General features: G+C 61.6%; 14 protein-coding genes. 8 read left to right on the top strand and 6 right to left on the bottom strand.

All coding sequences use genetic code 11. The features are described 5' to 3' along the window. Positions 1-125: 125 nt before the first annotated feature. Both IPJ76_05605 and IPJ76_05600 read right to left on the bottom strand, forming a co-directional pair. Positions 126-2,945 carry a TonB-dependent receptor gene (locus IPJ76_05605; GenBank protein QQR87703.1) on the bottom strand — a complete coding sequence of 940 codons (2,820 nt, stop codon included), beginning with the start codon at positions 2,943-2,945 and terminating at the stop codon, positions 126-128. Between the two features lie 160 nt (positions 2,946-3,105). Then, complete coding sequence (locus IPJ76_05600) at positions 3,106-3,555, bottom strand: DedA family protein (protein QQR87702.1); 450 nt, start codon at positions 3,553-3,555, stop codon at positions 3,106-3,108. A 61-nt stretch (positions 3,556-3,616) separates the two neighbouring features. Here IPJ76_05600 and IPJ76_05595 point away from each other — a divergent pair, with 61 nt between their 5' ends. Then, positions 3,617-4,339, top strand: coding sequence for a hypothetical protein (locus tag IPJ76_05595; GenBank protein QQR87701.1), 723 nt, complete (start codon positions 3,617-3,619; stop codon positions 4,337-4,339). A gap of 9 nt (positions 4,340-4,348) precedes the next feature. On the opposite strand, the gene IPJ76_05590 is transcribed toward IPJ76_05595, so the two are convergent. Continuing rightward, on the bottom strand, positions 4,349-6,217 hold the full coding sequence (locus IPJ76_05590) for an ABC transporter ATP-binding protein (GenBank protein QQR87700.1): 1,869 nt from the start codon (positions 6,215-6,217) through the stop codon (positions 4,349-4,351). A gap of 108 nt (positions 6,218-6,325) precedes the next feature. On the opposite strand from IPJ76_05590, the gene rbfA reads away from it, so the two are divergent. From rbfA to IPJ76_05555, 7 genes are all read left to right on the top strand, one after another. Beyond that, positions 6,326-6,667 carry a 30S ribosome-binding factor RbfA gene (gene rbfA, locus IPJ76_05585; GenBank protein ID QQR87699.1) on the top strand — a complete coding sequence of 114 codons (342 nt, stop codon included), beginning with the start codon at positions 6,326-6,328 and terminating at the stop codon, positions 6,665-6,667. Between the two features lie 129 nt (positions 6,668-6,796). Continuing rightward, a complete protein-coding gene (locus tag IPJ76_05580) occupies positions 6,797-7,606 on the top strand; it encodes a class I SAM-dependent methyltransferase (GenBank protein ID QQR87698.1) in 810 nt (269 codons plus the stop codon). Positions 7,607-7,798: 192 nt separating this feature from the next. Further along, the gene (locus IPJ76_05575; protein QQR87697.1) at positions 7,799-9,025 is read left to right on the top strand and encodes an ABC transporter permease; all 1,227 of its coding nucleotides are present in this window, start codon (positions 7,799-7,801) and stop codon (positions 9,023-9,025) included. A gap of 13 nt (positions 9,026-9,038) precedes the next feature. Further along, positions 9,039-10,115 carry a glycosyl transferase family 28 gene (locus IPJ76_05570; GenBank protein QQR87696.1) on the top strand — a complete coding sequence of 359 codons (1,077 nt, stop codon included), beginning with the start codon at positions 9,039-9,041 and terminating at the stop codon, positions 10,113-10,115. A gap of 9 nt (positions 10,116-10,124) precedes the next feature. Then, entirely contained in the window at positions 10,125-11,360 is a 1,236-nt protein-coding gene (locus IPJ76_05565; protein ID QQR87695.1) for a DNA/RNA non-specific endonuclease, read from the top strand. 170 nt (positions 11,361-11,530) lie between these two features. Then, positions 11,531-11,941, top strand: coding sequence for a hypothetical protein (locus IPJ76_05560; protein ID QQR87694.1), 411 nt, complete (start codon positions 11,531-11,533; stop codon positions 11,939-11,941). 21 nt (positions 11,942-11,962) lie between these two features. Continuing rightward, positions 11,963-15,337 (top strand): VCBS repeat-containing protein, encoded by a 3,375-nt coding sequence (locus IPJ76_05555; GenBank protein QQR87693.1) that lies wholly within the window; start codon positions 11,963-11,965, stop codon positions 15,335-15,337. A gap of 43 nt (positions 15,338-15,380) precedes the next feature. On the opposite strand, the gene IPJ76_05550 is transcribed toward IPJ76_05555, so the two are convergent. From IPJ76_05550 to IPJ76_05540, 3 genes are all read right to left on the bottom strand, one after another. Further along, complete coding sequence (locus IPJ76_05550; GenBank protein QQR87692.1) at positions 15,381-15,983, bottom strand: bifunctional nuclease family protein; 603 nt, start codon at positions 15,981-15,983, stop codon at positions 15,381-15,383. A gap of 36 nt (positions 15,984-16,019) precedes the next feature. After that, positions 16,020-16,976: an electron transfer flavoprotein subunit alpha/FixB family protein gene (locus IPJ76_05545; GenBank protein ID QQR87691.1), complete on the bottom strand. Its 957-nt coding sequence runs from the start codon at positions 16,974-16,976 to the stop codon at positions 16,020-16,022. A 73-nt stretch (positions 16,977-17,049) separates the two neighbouring features. Then, positions 17,050-17,793, bottom strand: a complete 744-nt coding sequence (locus IPJ76_05540) for an electron transfer flavoprotein subunit beta/FixA family protein (protein QQR87690.1) — start codon at positions 17,791-17,793, stop codon at positions 17,050-17,052. Positions 17,794-17,831 lie beyond the last annotated feature (38 nt).

Below are 17,831 nucleotides of genomic sequence, written 5' to 3'. Positions count from 1 at the left end.
AAAAGTCATGGCCGCCCATTACGATGATGTGCGCACTGCGTGAAGCATGTCTTAATGATGCAGCCGCTCAGCAGTGCACTTGGTAACACTGCCGCAACATGTGGCGCGCCTGTGCAGTGCGATGCTCAGAACAAACGGTACGTAAGCCCGAACGAGATGCCGGTGCCGGTGCGGTAGGTGCTGAGCACCACATCGCCTGCGGGGGTTTCCTGCTCCACGCGGTAGGCGGGGTTGAGCAGGTTGCGGAAGCCGAGGTTCGCCTGCCAGCGATCGCCCACATCCGCGCGGAAGATCAGGTGCAGTGTGCCCACCGGGAGTTCGTACTGGTCGCCCAGGCCGTTGGCGCCCGCTGCGAACACGCGGCGACCGAAGATGTTGTAGGCCAGCGTGGCCGTGCCCTTCGTCTTGCGGCCCAGTTTGCGCGTGTAACCGATGTCGGCATTGAGCAACCACGGCGATGCACCTTGCAGCGGACGACGCTCGTTGGTGAGCACCACGTCCGCTTGTTCGTTGTTGTTGTTCAAGCCGCTCAGGTCCACCTCGCTCATCATCACCGTGCCGTTCACGCCGATGCTCACGTCGTTCCAAACGCTGCTATCGGCACCGAGGATGCTGCCCACGTTCTTCACCACTTCCACTTCGATGCCCGCCACCGTGGCCGTGCCCGTATTGCGGAAGCTCATCAGCTGGCCGCTGGCGGTGGCCAACGCCACTTTCTCGATCGGGTCGTTCAGCTGCTTGCCGAACACGCCCACGGCGAAGAGCTCGCCCGGGTTGGCGAAACGCTCGTAGCGCACATCGGCGTTCAGGTTGGTGCCGTTCACCAGGTCGGGGTTGCCCACGTTCTTGGTGCCGGCGAAGACCTCGGTGTACTCGAACGGCGCCATCTCACGGAAGCCCGGACGACTGATGGTCTTGCTCACCGTGGCGCGCACGATGTCCTTCTTGCTCACGTCGAACTTCACGGCGCCGTACGGCAGCAGGTCGTCGCTGAGGATGCGCGAAGTGCGCAGCGGCTGGTAGAACGAATCGCTCTGCTTGCGGTAGCGGATCATCTGGTCGCCGCTCTCGTAGCGCGCGCCGCCCATCAGTTTCAACTTTCCCGGGATGATGTCCGCTTCGAGCAAGCCCCAGTACGCGTCCACATCCTGTTTGATGGTGTGGTCGGCTTCCGGACCGGTCACGTCGTCGAGCGAGAAGTTGCCCGCCTCGTAGTTCGACTGGTCGAGGTAGAGGTCGGGCCGGTCCGCATCCACGCCTTGCGGGTAGGCGGCTTGCATGCCGTTGAGGTCATAGGCGTAGATGTCAAAACCGAAGGTGCGGTCCTTGCGCTTCATCTGCCATCCGCCGCGCACGGTGAGCAAGGCCACCACTTCATCGTTCTCATCGAGGCGTTGAAGCAAACGGTAGCCACCACCGGCCTGCGCAACGAATTCCTCCTCCTGCAATCCGCTGTACCACCGGTGGTTCTCGATGCGGTCGCGCTGGTTGAACGTATACGCCGTCCGGTCGTCGCCGGGATTGTAGAGGTACACGAGCTGGCGGCGATCGGGTTCGTTGCCTTCGGCGGTGCTGTAGGCCACATCCCAGTTGAGCTTCAGGCGGTCGGTCTTGCCGAAGCGGTGTTCGCCCTTGGCCTGGTTGAGCCACAAGGTGTTCTGCCGGTAGGTGAAGCGGCGCGCATGGATGCGCTCCTGGTAGTCGAAGTGGTAACCATCGTTCACGCGCACCTCATCGCTGCTCAGGTTCACGTAGAGCGTGGTGAGCGTGATGTTGTGGCGCTTGCCCAGCTCAAGACCTGCCGTTGCGAGCGCGCTGCCTTGCGTGTTGTATTGGTGGCTGGTGAAGTCATAGTCCACCAGGAAATCGCTCGATGCGTTGGCGATGCGGATCTGACCATCGCGATAGCGGTATTCGTTGCGGTAGTTGGCCGTGCCGAGCAGGTTCAGCTTCACGGTCTCGCTGAACTTGATGGCAGTGCCAGCGAAAAGACCGAAGTTCATGTCGGGCTTTGCGGTGGTGGAGGTGGCATTCCAGTTCGTGGCGAAGGGCAGGCGCTCGTTGCCGCTCAAGGCGCCGGGGCGTTGCAGACCGACCGGCTGGTCGCGCGTGCCGTCCTCCATGCCCCAGAAGTCGCGGCCACCACCGTTGTAGGTGCTGAACGGCTTGAAGGTGCTCTGCGTGTTCATCGACGTGCCGAGGCTGATGCGCAACGTGCCTTTGTCCGTGGCGCGCTTGGTGCGGATGTCCACTACACCGCCGCTGAAGTCGCCGAACAGCTCCGGTGTGAAGCCCTTGGTGACGGCGATGCTGCTCACCACATCGGTCGGGAAGATGTCCAGCGGGGCCACCTTGTTGTCGGCATCGGGACTGGGCAGCGGGATGCCATTGAGGTAAGCGGCGTTGTAGCGGTCGCCCAATCCGCGCACCACCACGTAGCGGTTGCCCACCACGCTGAGGCCCACCATTTTGGTCACGCCCTCGGCCACGTCGCCAGCGCCCTTCTTCTTCATCTCAGCGGCGCCTATGTTTTGCACCATCGTTGTCGCCTCCTTGCGCTCGGCCATCTGGATCACCTCGCGCTCACGGTCCACCTTGCCTTTCTTCTTGAACTCCTTCATCACCTTGGCGCCGGTGCTCATAGTGCGGTCCAGTCGTGTGGTGGCGCCTGCTGTCACTTGCACGTTCGCTACGCTGTCGCTCTGGTAGCCGATGAAGCTGAAGACCACGGTGTAGGTTCCTTCGGGCACGGACAGTGCATAGTTGCCATCGATGTCGCTGCTGCTGTTGAGGGCGGTGCCCGCGACGAACACATTGGCAAAGGGCATCGGCACAAGCCCGTTGCCCCCTTGCTCGGTGATGGTTCCGCTGATGGTGCCGTTCTGCGCGGACGCGCTAGTGGCGAAGAGCAGGAACAAAGCGAAAGCGAAGGGAAGGTTACGCATGGGGTAGGGTTGTCCTATCACGGCCGCAAACGTCCCGTTCACGATCCACCACAGCGTGACCGGTGGTTGAAGGGATCGTTAAGTGGAGTGCGCGGCCAATGGTCGTAATGAGCCTGGAAGCCGCACTGGACGTGTGCTTCACACGGAATTAACAGTCCTGTCAGAACATCCGCATCGCCAAGATCACCCCGGCGTAGCGCGCGGCCTTGCCCAAGAGCATCAGCGCCGCCACGGGCACCGGCTTCACCCTGAAGATGCCCAATGCCAAGGCGATGATATCGCCCACCACGGGCAGCCAGCAGAAGAGGGCGAGCCAGAGGCCATAACGCGAAACCGGGCCGCGCCACCGTTCTGCCTTGGCGGGATCGGTGCGCAACCATCGCGCGATGCGTTCCGCGTTGCCCCACCAACCCAAGCCATAGGTGCTCATGCCGCCCAGCCAGTTGCCGGCCGAAGCCACGGCCAGCAAGGTCCAGAAGCCGTACGGCCCGAAGGCCGCCGCCGCAAGCACGGCCTCGCTGCTGAAGGGCAGGATGGTGGCCGCCAGGAAGCTCGCCAGGAACAACCCCAGCAATCCTGCGCCCGACCAGTCGAACCCTTCCAAGCCCATGGGCACCAAAGGAAACGATCGGCACAGTGTTCGCCTTCGCGCGGCACCTACCTGCCGACCCATGAGAACGCTCACCCTCCTGTTCGCTTCGCTGATGGCCGCCTCCGTGGTTGCCCAGAACAACGGCGACCGCAACAGCGGCTTTGGCCGCCGCGATGAGTTCCACAACGGCAGGCGCCCGGCCACGGTGAGCTTCGGCCTGCGGATCGGTGTGCCCGAGGGCGAGTTCGACCGGGTGTTCGACCGCGAGATGTTCGGCCTTGGCGGCAACTTCAGCGTGCCCTTCCGCCGCCTGCCCTTCGAGTGGGGTGTTGATTTGGCCTGGCAGCGCATGGGCAGCCGCGAGACCACCGTGCCCATCGACCTCGATTACATCGACGCCACCGAGGCTGAGCTGGACGTGAACGCCGACATGTGGAGCTACCACGGGTTCGTGCGCTTGAAGCCGTTCCGCGGCAGGGTGTGCCCCTACGCCGACCTTATCGGCGGGTTCCGCACGTTCACCGCACGCACCAAGATCCGGGTGGACGACCTGGAGCCGTTGAGCAACGAACGCAACGCCCGCGACGCGGCCTTCAGCGGCGGCTGGGGCCTGGGCGTGATGGTGAAACTGAACCGCGTGGTGAACATCGAAGGCGGTTTCCAACGCCTCGATGGCGGCCGCCTCACCTACGTGGACCCCGCAAGCATCACGGTAAGCCCGGAAGGCACCGTGGGCTTCAACACGTTGGAGAGCACCACGGATGTCATCAACATCCACTTGGGCATCGGGTTCAATTTCTGAGATAGCCCCTCAAGCGAACGCCTGCATGTCGCAGAGCTTGCGGTACTGCCCACCAGCAGCGAACAACTGCTCGTGGGTGCCGCGCTCGATGATGCGGCCGCTCTGCATCACGCAGATCTCGTCACAGTGCTGTATGGTGCTCAGGCGATGCGCGATGACGATGCTTGTGCGCCCCTCCATCATCTTGATGAGGGCGTCCTGCACCAGCCGCTCGCTCTCGGTGTCCAAGGCGCTGGTGGCCTCGTCCAGGATGAGGATGGGCGGGTTCTTCAGCACTGCGCGGGCAATGCTCACGCGCTGCTTCTGCCCACCGCTGAGGCGGTTGCCGCCGTCACCGATGTTGGTCTGGTAGGCGTTCTCCAGCTTGCCGATGAAGTCGTGCGCGTTGGCGATGCGCGCGGCGCGTTCAATGTCGGCCTGGCTCGTGCCCGGTGAGCCGAACGCGATGTTGTTGGCCACCGTGTCATTGAACAGGATGCTGTCCTGCGTAACGATGCCCATGAGGGCGCGCAGGTCGGTGATGCGCAGATCGCGGATGTCGCGGCCATCGATGAGCAATGAACCGCCGGTGACATCGAAGAAGCGCGGCAGCAGGTTGGCCATGGTGGTTTTGCCGCCGCCGCTGGTGCCCACCAGCGCGACGCTCTTGCCCTTCGGGATGGTGAGGTGGATGTCCTCCAGAACACCTGTCCTGAGCGGAGCAGATGGAGCACGGCGCTGCTGTCCTTCCTTCGGTGCGCTCTCGTAAGCGAAGGTGACGTTGTGGTACTCGATGCGGTCGTTGAAGGCGGTGATGGGCTGCGCATCGGCCTTCTCCTTCACGGTGTTCTCCACGGCCAGCAGGTCGAAGATGCGCTGGCCGCTGGCGCCTCCACGCGTGATGCCGCTCCAGCCCTGCGAGAAGCCCTTGATGGGTGCGAGCAATTGCGAGAAGATGATGATGAAGCCGAGGAAGCTGTCGCCGGTGAGCGACGGTGTTTCGCCCAGCACGAACGAACCACCGATGTACGCGATGGCCGCCATCACCGCGGCGCCCATCGTTTCGCTCAGCGGGCTCGCAATGTCCTGCCGGTTGAGCATGGCGATGCTGCCGCGTGTGAGCAGTTCGTTCTCACGTTCGAACCGGCGTCGCATATCGGCCTCGCCGTTGAACGCCTTTATGACGCGGATGCCGGAGAGCGTTTCCTCCACGCGGGCCAGAAGGTCGGCGCTCTTCTCCTGCACGCGCGCGCTCTTGCGCTTGAGGCTCTTGCTGATGCGCGCGATGAGCAACCCGCTGATGGGCAGCAGCAGTAACGAGATGAGCGTGAGCTGCGGCGAGAGCGTGAGCATGGTGGCCAGGAAGAGGATGACTGCGATGGGCTCGCGGAAGATCATTTCGATGTAGTACATCACGCTGTACTCCACCACTTGCATGTCGTTGGTGATGAGCGAGAGCAGATCGCCCTTGCGTTCGTTGGTGTGGTAGCGCAGGGGCAGCTCCAGCAGCTTGTCGTAGATGCGGGCGCGGATGTCCTTGATGATGCGGTTGCGGAAGTTGCAGATGGCCACGAGCGCCAGGTAGCGGAAGACGTTCTTGCACAGGAAGAGCACCACCACGGCGATACTGATGACGAGCAGCGCGCCCATGGGTCCGCGGGCATCGATGAGCTGCGTGAGGCCCCAGTTGAAGGTGCCCTCCAGTCCTTCGCGCGTCCACGGATCGGTGGGGCGCACATGCACCGCTTCGACTTGTCCCAACAGAAGGCGCAGGAAGGGGATGAACAGCAGCAGCGACGCCAGATGGAACAGCGTGCCGAGCAGGTTGAAGACCGCGTTGAGGGCGGCGTAGTGACGATAGGGCCTGCCGAAGCGGAGGAGCCGTAGGAAGTTGCGCATGGCGGGGCGGTCGGCGAAAGTAGCCCCAGCGCACTGTCACCCCGGCCAACGAGCCGGGGCTACATTCGCGGCCCCTTCGCCTGCGCTTCCAGCTTCGGCGAACGCGACATGGACAGCCTGCGACAGAACAAGGTGAACAGCCTGATGCAACGGGAGATGGCCGAGGTGCTCCAACAGGAGAACCGCACGCTCTTCCCCGGCGGCCTCATCACCGTTACCACCGTGCGTGTAAGCCCCGATCTGGGCGTGGCCAAGGTGTACGTAAGCCTCTTCCCGCCCAAGGACCGCCCGCAAGCACTGGAGAACATCAAGGAGCATGCGCACCAGCTGCGCGGCAAGCTCGGCCACCGCATCGGCAAGCAGATGCGCGTGGTGCCGGAGCTGATCTTCTACCTCGATGATTCGCTGGACAGGACGGAGGAGATCGACAAGCTGTTGAGAGGAAAATGAAAGGTTGGGCAAGTGACAAAGTCCAAGTGTCAAGTGACAAGGTCCAAATTCGGAGAGCGGCAGTTCATCGCGTCGACGCTCTTGACACTTGACACTTGCTACTTGAGCCCTGACACTTGAAGTTGAACAATGCAGTACGATCCCGTCAAACGCAGTCTCGGCAACGTCTTCAACCGTTCGCCGTTCCTGCGCAAAGTGTTCTACGGTCTGCTGGACCTGTTGCTGCTCCGCGCCTGGCATGTGCACAAGGAGTTGAAGGTGTGGATGCGCGGTCTGCGCTCCGCTGACATCAACATCTACGACGCTGGTGCCGGGTACGGCCAGTACAGCTATTGGCTCACCTCGCGCTTGCCCAAAGCCAATGTGCTTGCCTTGGATGTAAAGGAAGAGCAGGTGGAGGACTGTAACGCGTTCTTCAACGCCATCGGTCGGCAGCGTGTGAAGTTCGCCGTGGGCGACGTGACGAAGTACCGCATGCCGAACGCCTACGATCTTGTGGTATGCATCGACGTGATGGAGCACATCCTGGAAGACGAAGCGGCATTGACGTGCTACAACACTTCGCTCAAGCCGGGCGGCATGCTCATCATCAGCACCCCTAGCGACCAGGGCGGCAGCGACGTGCACGACGAGGGCGAGGGCTCCTTCATCGAAGAGCACGTGCGCGACGGCTACAACATCGACGACATCCGCGCGAAGTGCTTGCGCAACGGCTTCAGCAGGGTGGAAGCGCGGTACAGCTATGGCACGCCGGGCAAGATCAGCTGGCGCCTCAGCATGAAGTGGCCGCTGATGATGCTCAACACGAGCAAGCTGTTCTTCATCATCCTGCCGTTCTACTACCTCATCGCGTACCCCATTGCGTATGTGCTCAATTGGTCCGACGTGTCGATGAAGCACGCGACGGGAACAGGGTTGATCGTGAAGGCTTGGAAGTAGATCATGAGACCATGGGTTCATGTGGCCATGGGTTCATGTGCCCATGTGTTCATGTGACCATTGGGTGCGATCCGGCAGAGCGTTACACTTGGCAGGCTTTTCATGGGCACATGCGGCGTGGGTCAGCGAGAGGACCACATGAGCACATGGACACATGCAGCGCGGAGACCCGCGCGCTGGCCACATGATCACATGAACCTCTCCCTCCTCTTCGCCCGCCGCTACCTCTTCGCGAAGAAGAGCCACAACGCCATCAACATCATCACGGCCATCAGCGTGCTGGTGCTCGCCGTGGTGACCGCCGCCATGGTGGTGGTGCTGAGCGCAACGAACGGGATCGCGGAACTGGTGGACACCATCTACAGCCCGTTCGACCAGGACATTACCGTAACGCCGACCAGCGGCAAGACCTTCGCAAGGGACAGCCTGGATGCTGCGGCGTTGCGCGCGCTGCCCGAGGTGCAAGCCGCCAGCTGGACCATCGAAGAGAACGTGCTGCTGCGCTGCGGGGAGAAGCAGGCCGTGGCCACCCTGAAGGGTGTTGAACCGCAGTACCTCGCTATGAGCAACATGGCGGAATACGTGTACGCCGGTGACACCGCGCTGCACGGTCCCGATGGTGCGTATGCGCTGTTGGGCATCGGCCTGCGCAGCGACCTTGATGTGCCGCTGAAGGACGGTGTGTTCCGGCCCCTGGAGATCAGCGCGCCGGTGCGTGGCCGCAAGCTGAGCAAGTACAAGCAGGGCGCATTCGAGAACCGCAGTGTGGCCATGGGCGGCGCGTTCACCATCAACATCAGTTTCGATACCAAGTATGCCGTGGCCCCCATCGACCTCGCCGACAGTCTGTTGCACTACGGGGGTGAGGTGAGCGCGTTCGAGATGAAGTTGCGCGAAGGCGCCGATGCGGGAACGGTCGCGGCCCAGGTGCGCGCGCATGTCGGGGATGGTTTCACCGTGAAGACGCGCTACCAGAAGAACGAGTTGATGTACCGCACCAACGAAACCGAGAAGTGGGTCACGTTCGTCGTGCTCTGCTTCATCGCGCTCATCGGTGCGTTCAACCTCATCGCTAGCATCACCATGCTGATGATCGAGAAGCAGAAGGATATGCGCACGCTGGCCAGCATGGGCGCTGAACCCACCACGGTGCGTGGCGTCTTCTTCATCGAAGGGTTGCTCATCACGGTGGTGGGCACGCTTTCAGGGCTGTTGCTGGGCCTGCTCGTATGCTGGTTGCAACAGCGCTTCGGTCTATTGGCCATGCAGGACAGTGTGGTGGAGTTCTATCCGGTGAGCGTGCATTGGCCGGACGTGCTGCTCATCACTGGCACCATGTTGGTCATCGGGGGCGTCGCGTCGCGCATTCCGCTGCGGGGCCTCAGCAAGCGCTTCCTCACCGGGTCGGTCACCGCGTGATCATCTTCGCTCCATGAAGGGCGCTCGCATCCTTGTGGCCCCGTTGGATTGGGGCTTGGGCCATGCGGCGCGCTGCGTGCCGGTGGTGAGCGCATTGCTGCATCGCGGCGCTGTGCCCGTCATTGCAGCGGACAACGGACCGCTGGCCTTGCTCAGGACCGAGTTCCCGGAGCTGGAGCATGTGCGTTTGCCTGGCATCACCATCCGCTACAGCAAGAGCGGTTCGCAGTTGGTGCGCATGGCGTTGCAGTTCCCCGCCATGGTGCGCCAGGTGCAGGCCGAGCAGCGTGCGTTCGAGCGCTTGCGCGGGTCGCTGCGCATCGATGCCGTCATCAGCGATCAGCGGTTCGGTGTGCGTGCCGCGGACCTGCCGAGCGTGCTCATCACGCACCAAGTGTTCCCGTTCACACCGGTTGCCCAAGGTGCGTTGCGCAAGGTGAACCTGCGCCACATCGAACGTTTCCATTGTTGCTGGGTGATGGATGAGCCCCAAGCCCCCGGCCTCGCGGGTGAGTTGTCTCACGTAGCCGATGCACGGTCAGCGATGCCTGTGAACGCGCGCTATGTCGGTGCGCTGAGCCGCTTGCGCCCCGTTAGCTGTGCGGCGCATGATGTGGTGGCGGTGATCAGTGGCCCCGAACCGCAGCGCACCCTGTTCGAGCGGGAGCTCATCAGTGTGCTCAGGGTACTCCCGGGCAAGCATGTGCTCGTACGCGGTCTGCCGCACATGGCGCAGGAAGCAGGGGAGGAGCACATCGGGAACGTGCGGGTAATGGCACACGCCGATGCGGACACTTTGCAAGGACTGCTTACTGGTGCACGGGCGATCGTTTCGCGCAGTGGCTACACCACATTGATGGACCTGGCCGCACTGGGCCGCAGCGCCATCGTCGTGCCGACACCTGGCCAGGAGGAACAGGAGTACTTGGGCCGCCTGCACACGCGAACGGGCCGCTTCGTGGTGCAGCAACAAGGGCATCTTGACTTGTCGGCCAGTGTTCTGGAGAGGGCATCGGGCAGCCGAGCGGTTGCTAGCCAGGGTGATCTGCTTCAACAGGCGCTTGATGAGCTGCACGCACTACTCCGGTAAATTGCTCCCATGAAGCGAGGTCTTGCTTGTTGGTTGCTTGTTGTTGGTTGCCAGTTGGTCGGCATGGCACAGGATCCGGCCACTGAACTGCGCGCTTTGGAGCAACAGTGGAAACTGGTGGACCAGCAGCGCACAGAACTTCAGATGAAGCTCGAGAAGGCCAAACTGGCGGTGCTGCGCGCTGATATCCAGCGCTGGGGCCTTCCCGCGTTGGACCCCGACGACAAGTTGATCGTGCACCCTGCGCATGCGCTCGTGTACAGCGAACCGCACGAACTGCCCAAGTGGACGGCGCACATCGTGGCCACCGATGTGGTGCAGGGAAACCTCGCGCGCATCGATACCTTCCTCATGGATACGCTCATCGCCACGGGCAGCAGCACGGTGGAGGATTACTGGAACAGCGGTTTCGACCGCGGGCACATGGTGGCCAGTGCCGACATGCGCTGGAGCCACGACGCCATGGCCGCCACCTACCTGTACAGCAATGTGGCTCCGCAAAAGCCCGAACTGAACCGCGGAACCTGGGCTGATCTGGAAGATTGGATCCGTCGTTACGTGCACTACGCCAATGAGCGCGCCTTCGTGCTCACGGGTCCCGTGCTGCGCGAGGGCCTTCCGAAGATGGCCAACCCCGGTCACAAGAACGAGGTGAGCATACCCGAACTCTACTGGAAAGTGGTGGCCGACCTCGATGGCGAGGACCCAAAGGCCATCGCGTTCGTGATGAAGAACGGTTTCAACGATGGACCGCCCATCAGTTACGCCGTCAGCGTGGACAGCGTTGAGCGCCTTACCGGACTGGATTTCTTCCCTGCGTTGGACGAGGCTACTGAAGCACGGATCGAAGCAATGACCGATGTAAAGCCGTGGTACGGCGCGGGCGACCCCAACCAGGGCGAGGTGAAGCCCTTGCAAGCACCCTTGCCCAAGGGGCTCTACAACACCATACAGGCCAAGTACCAAGTGGGCAAGGAAGCCACCATCTGCGGTACCGTGGTGAGCACACGCCGAACGCAGAAGGCCAACGCCGTTTACCTCAATCTGGACCGCGTGCACCCCAACCAAGACTTCTACGCCACCGTGTGGGACGTGAACGGGCCCAACTTCAGCTACAACCCCGAAACATGGCTGGTGAACAAGGTCATTTGCGTCACGGGGGTGGTGACCCTGTACGACGACATTCCCCGCATCAGCGTGAACCACGAGGACGCCATCCGGCTTTGGGGGGAGATCCAACGATGACCACCTTGCTCTTGCGCGCTGCACTCCAGCGTTTACTTTCGTTCCGTTGCGTGATGAACCGTTCCGGCCCCTCAGTTCAGATTTGCTCGGCATACCTCCTTTCCATGTTGGCCATGTTGTTCGCCGGGTGCTCACCGGGTGAACCCGCCAGCGGCCCGAAAGATGATCGGATGCCTGCACCCCCGGCCAGCGCTGATGCGGTGGTGGTGCCACGCTCTGCCAAGGGCCGTGCTCCGGTGATCGATCGTGCCACTCCGGAGGGTGTGCTGGCTTCCATCAAAGACATTATCGCCACGGACGCGCTGGACAGCTTGAGGTCGTTCTGCCACCCGGAAGCCACGCAAGGCTCACCAGCCAAACTGATGTGCGCCATCAGCACCGAGGACATGGACCAGATAGACAAGTTCCGCATTTGGTTCGGTAGCGCCCGCATCGATAGCGCCACTGTTCTGAATGGCGACACTGCACGAATGCCCCTGACCCTTGCTCCTGGAGACCCTGCCAGAGAGCGCCATGCCACCCTTGTGCTGTTGAAGTACGAGGGAACGTACTTCCTGAACAACGTGGCATGGCGACGATGATCCTAACCCACCCCCTGTTCCATGAAAAATGCCGTAACCGTCGGCTTGGCTTTGGCCCTGTTCCTTGGTGCATGCACCGAAGGCACGAAGCCCGATGTTCCTGCCGCCCGGTCCGATGCTGAGGAGAACGGACCGCCGTTGTTGAGGAAAGTTGCGTCGTCTGCTTCCGGCATCACCTTCAGCAATCCCATTGTTGAGACCGCAGAGGTCAATTACTTCAAGTACGAGTATTTGTACAACGGTGGTGGGGTTGCTGTCGGCGACCTGAACAACGATGGGCTAACTGACGTGTACTTCACGGGGACCATGAACGCGGACAAGATCTATCTCAACAAGGGGGCGTTGAAGTTCGAGGATGTGTCCAATAAAGTGCTGACCAACAAGCACCAGGGCTGGCACAACGGAGTGACCATGGCCGACGTGAATGACGACGGTTGGCTCGATATCTATGTCTGCCGCAGTGGTTGGTACGAGGATGGTGCTTTGCGCAGCAACCTCCTCTACATCAACAAGGGGGCAGAAACCGGTGGCATTCCCGCCTTCGAAGAAAGCGCCGCCGCGTTCGGAGTAGCCGACACCGGCCGGAGCACCCAGAGCGCCTTTTTCGATATGGACGGGGATGGCGATCTGGACCTCTATGTGATGAACACACCATTGCAGGCGAAGCGCACCCTGAATTCTTTGGAAGTGGAGCAGCTCATTTCGAGCGGCAAGGCCCCCACCGACCGCCTCTACCGCAACGACGGTGGCAAGTTCACCGATATCAGCAAACAGGCCGGTATCCAGAACATGGCCTACGGATTGGGCTTGGTGGTAAGCGATCTTAATGGTGACGACAGGCCCGATGTGTACGTGGCCAACGACTACATCGCCCCTGACTATATGTACATCAACCAAGGCAACGGCAAGTTCGCGGAACGCATCAAGGAAACCACGCGGCACATCAGCAATTTCGGCATGGGGTGCGACGCGGCCGATTACAACAATGACGGGCTCCCGGACATCCTGGTGGTGGACATGGTGAGCGAAGACCATGTGCGCAGCAAGAAGAACATGGCCGGCATGAGCAGTTCGAAATTCTGGGGCACCGTGAAGGTGGGTTACCACTACCAGTACATGTTCAACACGTTGCAGCTCAACAACGGCAATGGCACCTTCAGTGAAGTGGCGCAACTGGGCGGAGTGAGCAAGACGGATTGGAGCTGGGCGCCGCTCTTCTGCGACCTGGACAACGATGGCTGGAAGGACCTGATCATCACCAATGGCTACAAGCGTGACATGCGGGACCGTGATTACGAGATGGCCAGCGACAAGCTGAAAGGGCAAAAGCAGGTGAGCCTTCAACAGCTCATGCAGCTTGTCCCCACCAACCGCATCCGCGACTATGCCTACCGGAACAAAGGCGCGGACGAAAGCGGAATGCCAAGCCTCGGATTCGAGAACATGAGCGAGGAATGGGGGTTCACCGATGCGGCCAATAGCAATGGCGCTGCGTACGCCGACCTGGACAATGACGGCGACCTCGATCTGCTCATCAACAACATTGACGCAACTGCTGAACTGTACGAGAACACGGCTGTTCAGCAGGGCAAGGGCCATTGGCTTCGCGTGAAGCTGGAAGGCGATGGAGGTAAGGCCTATCTGGCGAAAGTCACGCTCACCACGCCGCAAGGCCAACAGTTCCAGGAATTGATGCCAACGCGCGGCTACCAAGGCGGTGTGGACCGTGTCCTTCATTTCGGCCTGGGCAATGCCACCACCGTGGACCAGGTCCATGTGCGTTGGCCCGACGGCATGGAGAGCGTCCTGAACGGCGTGAAGGCGGATCAATTGCTCACCGTGGAGCGCTCAACAGCCAAGCCAGCTGCAGCACGCGCCAAGTCGAACGCAATGTTGGTGGCTGGTTTGCCGAGCGGCTTGTCGTTCAACCATCAGGAGAACGAGTACGACGATTTCTCACGAGAACGCTTGTTGCCCCACAAACAGAGCGAACTGGGTCCCGGACTGGCCGTGGGCGATGCCAATGGTGATGGCCTCGACGACCTGTACGTTGGCGGCGCACGTAACCAGAGCGGGGCCTTGTTCTTCCAGAACACCAACGGCACCTTCACCAAAGGACCCGGCTCCCCATGGGCCGATGCTGCTGCGGCGGAGGATGTGGGGGCGCTCTTTTTCGACGCGGACGGGGATAACGACTTGGACCTGTTGGTGACAAGCGGGAGCAACGAGGTGGATCAGCCCCCACAGAACTACACCAACCGGCTCTATCGGAACAACGGTAAGGGTTCCTTCCATTACGACCCGACATCACTGCCCGGTATGCAGACCAGCGCCATGCCGATCTGCACGGCCGACATCGACGGCGACAAGGACCTCGACCTGTTCGTTGGGGGCAGGAACATCCCGGGTCAATATCCCAACACACCGCCGAGCTACCTCCTCTTGAACGATGGTGGAGGCACCTTCGTGGACGTTACCGAAAGCAATGCACCGGGCATGGTGCGCATGGGAATGGTGAGCGGCGCCGCGTTCGATGATTACGATGGCGATGGCGACCCTGACCTCATTTGCTTGGGCGAATGGATGCCGATAAGTTTCTTCGAGAACGATGGCGGGCGTTTCACACTGGCCAATGGCAAGAGCGGTCTTGCGAACACCGAGGGCTGGTGGAGCAGCCTCACCTTGGCCGACCTTGATGGTGATGGCGACCGCGACATGGTGTGCGGCAACATCGGCTGGAACTCGAAGTTCCACGCCACACCGGAGCACCCGCTCGATGTCTATTGGAACGACTTCGACGGCAATGGGCACGCCGATATCGTGCTGGCCAAGGACTACAAAGGCAAGAGCGTGCCGGTGCGCGGCCGTGAATGCAGCAGCGAGCAGTGCCCCATGATCCTGAACAAGTTCGAGACCTATGATGCCTTTGCCAACGCCAGCTTGGGACAGATCTATGGCGAAGAGAAGCTGGGCCAGGCCTTGCACCTGCAGGCAAAGCACATGCGCAGCGCCGTCGTCATCAATCTGGGAGGCGGTCGTTGGGAACTGCGCGATCTACCGGGCATGGCGCAGGCCGGGCCCATCAACGGCAGTGCGGTGCTCGATGTGAACGGCGATGGCAACATGGACATCGTGGCCGTGGGCAACAATTGGGGAGCTGAGGTGGAAACCGTCCGCTACGACGGCAGCACGGGCTGCGTGCTACTGGGCGATGGCACAGGCCATTTCAAGCCGATGACACCAGTACAAAGCGGTCTCTTCGCATGGGAGAACGCGCGCGGTGTGGTGCAGGTGCGACTAGGTGCAAGCAAGCAACCCCTGTTGGTGGTTGCCAATAACAACGGGCCATTGCAAGCCTGGCGGTTGAAGGGTGCGGCGCAAGTCGCGGTGAAGTAAGGCACGCACGAACTGATCGCTTGAAGCCGCAGGGCTCGAGCGATCAGTTCGTCGTCTCCCTGCGCTTGATCTCGTCGCGCAGCTTGGTGGCGGCCTCGTAGTCCTCGTTGGCCAACGCTTCCTTTAGCTGTTGCTGAAGCTCATCCATGCTCTGCACCGTGATGGGCTTCTCGGCCGTTTTGGCCTTGCCGGCACGAGCAGGCTTTTTCTGCTCCTTGCCTTCCTCTTCTTCTCCCTCTTCCACTTTCAAGCCGGCAGCGCTCAGGATGAACTCGTAGGTATTGATGGGGCAGTCGAACCGTAGGGCCAGTGCAATGGCGTCGCTGCTGCGCGCATCCACCTCGGCCACCTTGCCGTTCTGTTCCATGATCAGCTTCGCATGGAAGATGCCTTCGACCAGGTCGTTGATGATGACCTCCTTCAGGGTGATGCCCAAACGGTCGCCGAGGCTTTTGAAGAGATCGTGCGTGAGGGGCCGCGCCGGTTTGATGTTCTCCACCTGGATGGCAATGGCTTGGGCCTCCACGCCGCCGATGATGATCGGCAGGCGGCGGTCGCCTTCCACTTCGGTGAGGATGAGGGCGTAGGCCCCTGCGTGCGTATGGCTGTATGTGATGCGCAGAAAGCGCAGAGCGACCTTGTCCATCAGGGGCCGTGAAGATAACCCGCGGGTCCGTGTGGATCAGCGCTCCGCGTTCAACTTCTTGGCGGCCGCAATGAGCTGTGGCAGCACTTCCGCAGCATCGCCCACGATGCCGTAGTCGGCGGCCTTGAAGAAGGGCGCTTCGGGATCTTTGTTGATCACCGCGATCACCTTGCTCTGGTTCACCCCGGCCAGGTGCTGGATGGCGCCACTGATGCCGATGGCGATGTAGCAGTTCGGGCGTATGGCCACGCCGGTTTGGCCCACATGCTCGTGGTGCGGGCGCCAGTGCATGTCAGCCACCGGGCGGCTGCAGGCCGTGGCGGCCTTCAGTTCGCGGGCCAGTTCTTCCACTGGGGCCCAGTTCTCGGGGCCTTTCATGCCGCGTCCGGCGCTCACCACGATCTCCGCCTCGGGCAGGGGTGTGCCGCCGCCGCTCTTGCGCACTTCTTTCACCGTTACACGGGCCGGGCCCACATCGCCGCTGAAATCGCTCACCATGGCCGTGCCGCCGGTGTTCTCGATGGGAATGCTGTTCGCCATAATGCTCACGACTTTCACCGGGCTGGTGATGGACACGATGGCCTGTGCCTTCCCGCTGAACACGTTGCGCTTCACGGTGAAGCCGCCGTCCATGTTCGGCAGCGCGATGGCACCAGCGACGTGACCGGCCTTCAAGCGCGCCGCAACACGCGGCGCCACGGCTTTGCCTGTTCCATCGTGCACGCACACAACCACCTGCGCGTTGGTGGCCTTGGCCGTTTCGGCAACAAGCGTGGTCAGCTGCTGGCTGTCCACGGATTTAACACCACGGGCTACCACCACGTTGCTGGCACCGAACGCGCCTAGCGCTTCCAGGTTGGCGGCATCGCCGAAGGTGACGGCCGTGACCGTGCCACCGAGCTTGGCCGCGATGTGCTTGCCGTAGGTAATGGCTTCCTGCGTGGCCTTCGGCAGTTTTTCGCCGCGGGTGTCAACGAATACAAGTACGCTCATGGGTCCGTCTTTCCTGATTTCCTGTTTCAGCTTTCTCCTTTCAGCTTTCCACTTTCAGCTTTCCACTTTCCTTCTAGATCACCTTGGCTTCTGTATGCAGCAGCTCGATCAGCTGCCCGGCCTGGTCCGCCGGGATCATCTTCACGGCCTTCTTGGCCGGGGGCAGCTCGAACTTCACGTTGGCCGAGAGCGTGTCCACCGCAACGGCGGGGACCACGGTCAATGGCTTGGTGCGCGCCGCCATGATGCCACGCATGTTGGGGATCCGCTGCTCGGCCATCCCTTTAGCGGCGCTTAGCACGAAAGGAGTGTTCACTTCCAGCACTTCCACACCACCGGGCACATCGCGTTCGATGGTGGCGGTGTTGCCCGCGAGGTCCAGCTTGCTGGCCAACGGCACGTACGGCATATCCAGCAGTTCGGCCACCATGGCGCCCACCTGGCTGCCGTTGTGGTCGATCGTTTCTTTTCCGGCCAGCACCAGATCGAAGCCCTTGTCCTTGGCCCAAGCTGCGATCTGTGCAGCTACGCCGTAGGCATCGGCGGGTTGTGCGTCGATGCGCACGGCATCATCAGCCCCGATGGCCAGCGCCTTGCGGATGGTGGCCTCATTGTCGGCGCCGCCCACCGTGATGGTGGTCACCGTGCCGCTGCCGGCCGCTTCCTTCAGTTCGAGCGCGCGCACCAAGGCGTACCACTCGTCGTAAGGGTTCACGATCCACGTTACGCCGTTGCCGTCGTACTGTGTGTCGTTGTTGGTGAAGGCTATGCGCGCAGTGGTGTCCGGCACCTGGCTGATGAGAACAAGGAATTTCATGTCCGCTGGAAGGGGCGGCAAACTTAGCCAGCATCTAC

Source organism: Flavobacteriales bacterium (assembly GCA_016699575.1).
Taxonomy (GTDB): Bacteria; Bacteroidota; Bacteroidia; order Flavobacteriales_F; family PHOS-HE28; genus PHOS-HE28.
This window is presented reverse-complemented; position numbering and strand designations above follow the sequence as displayed.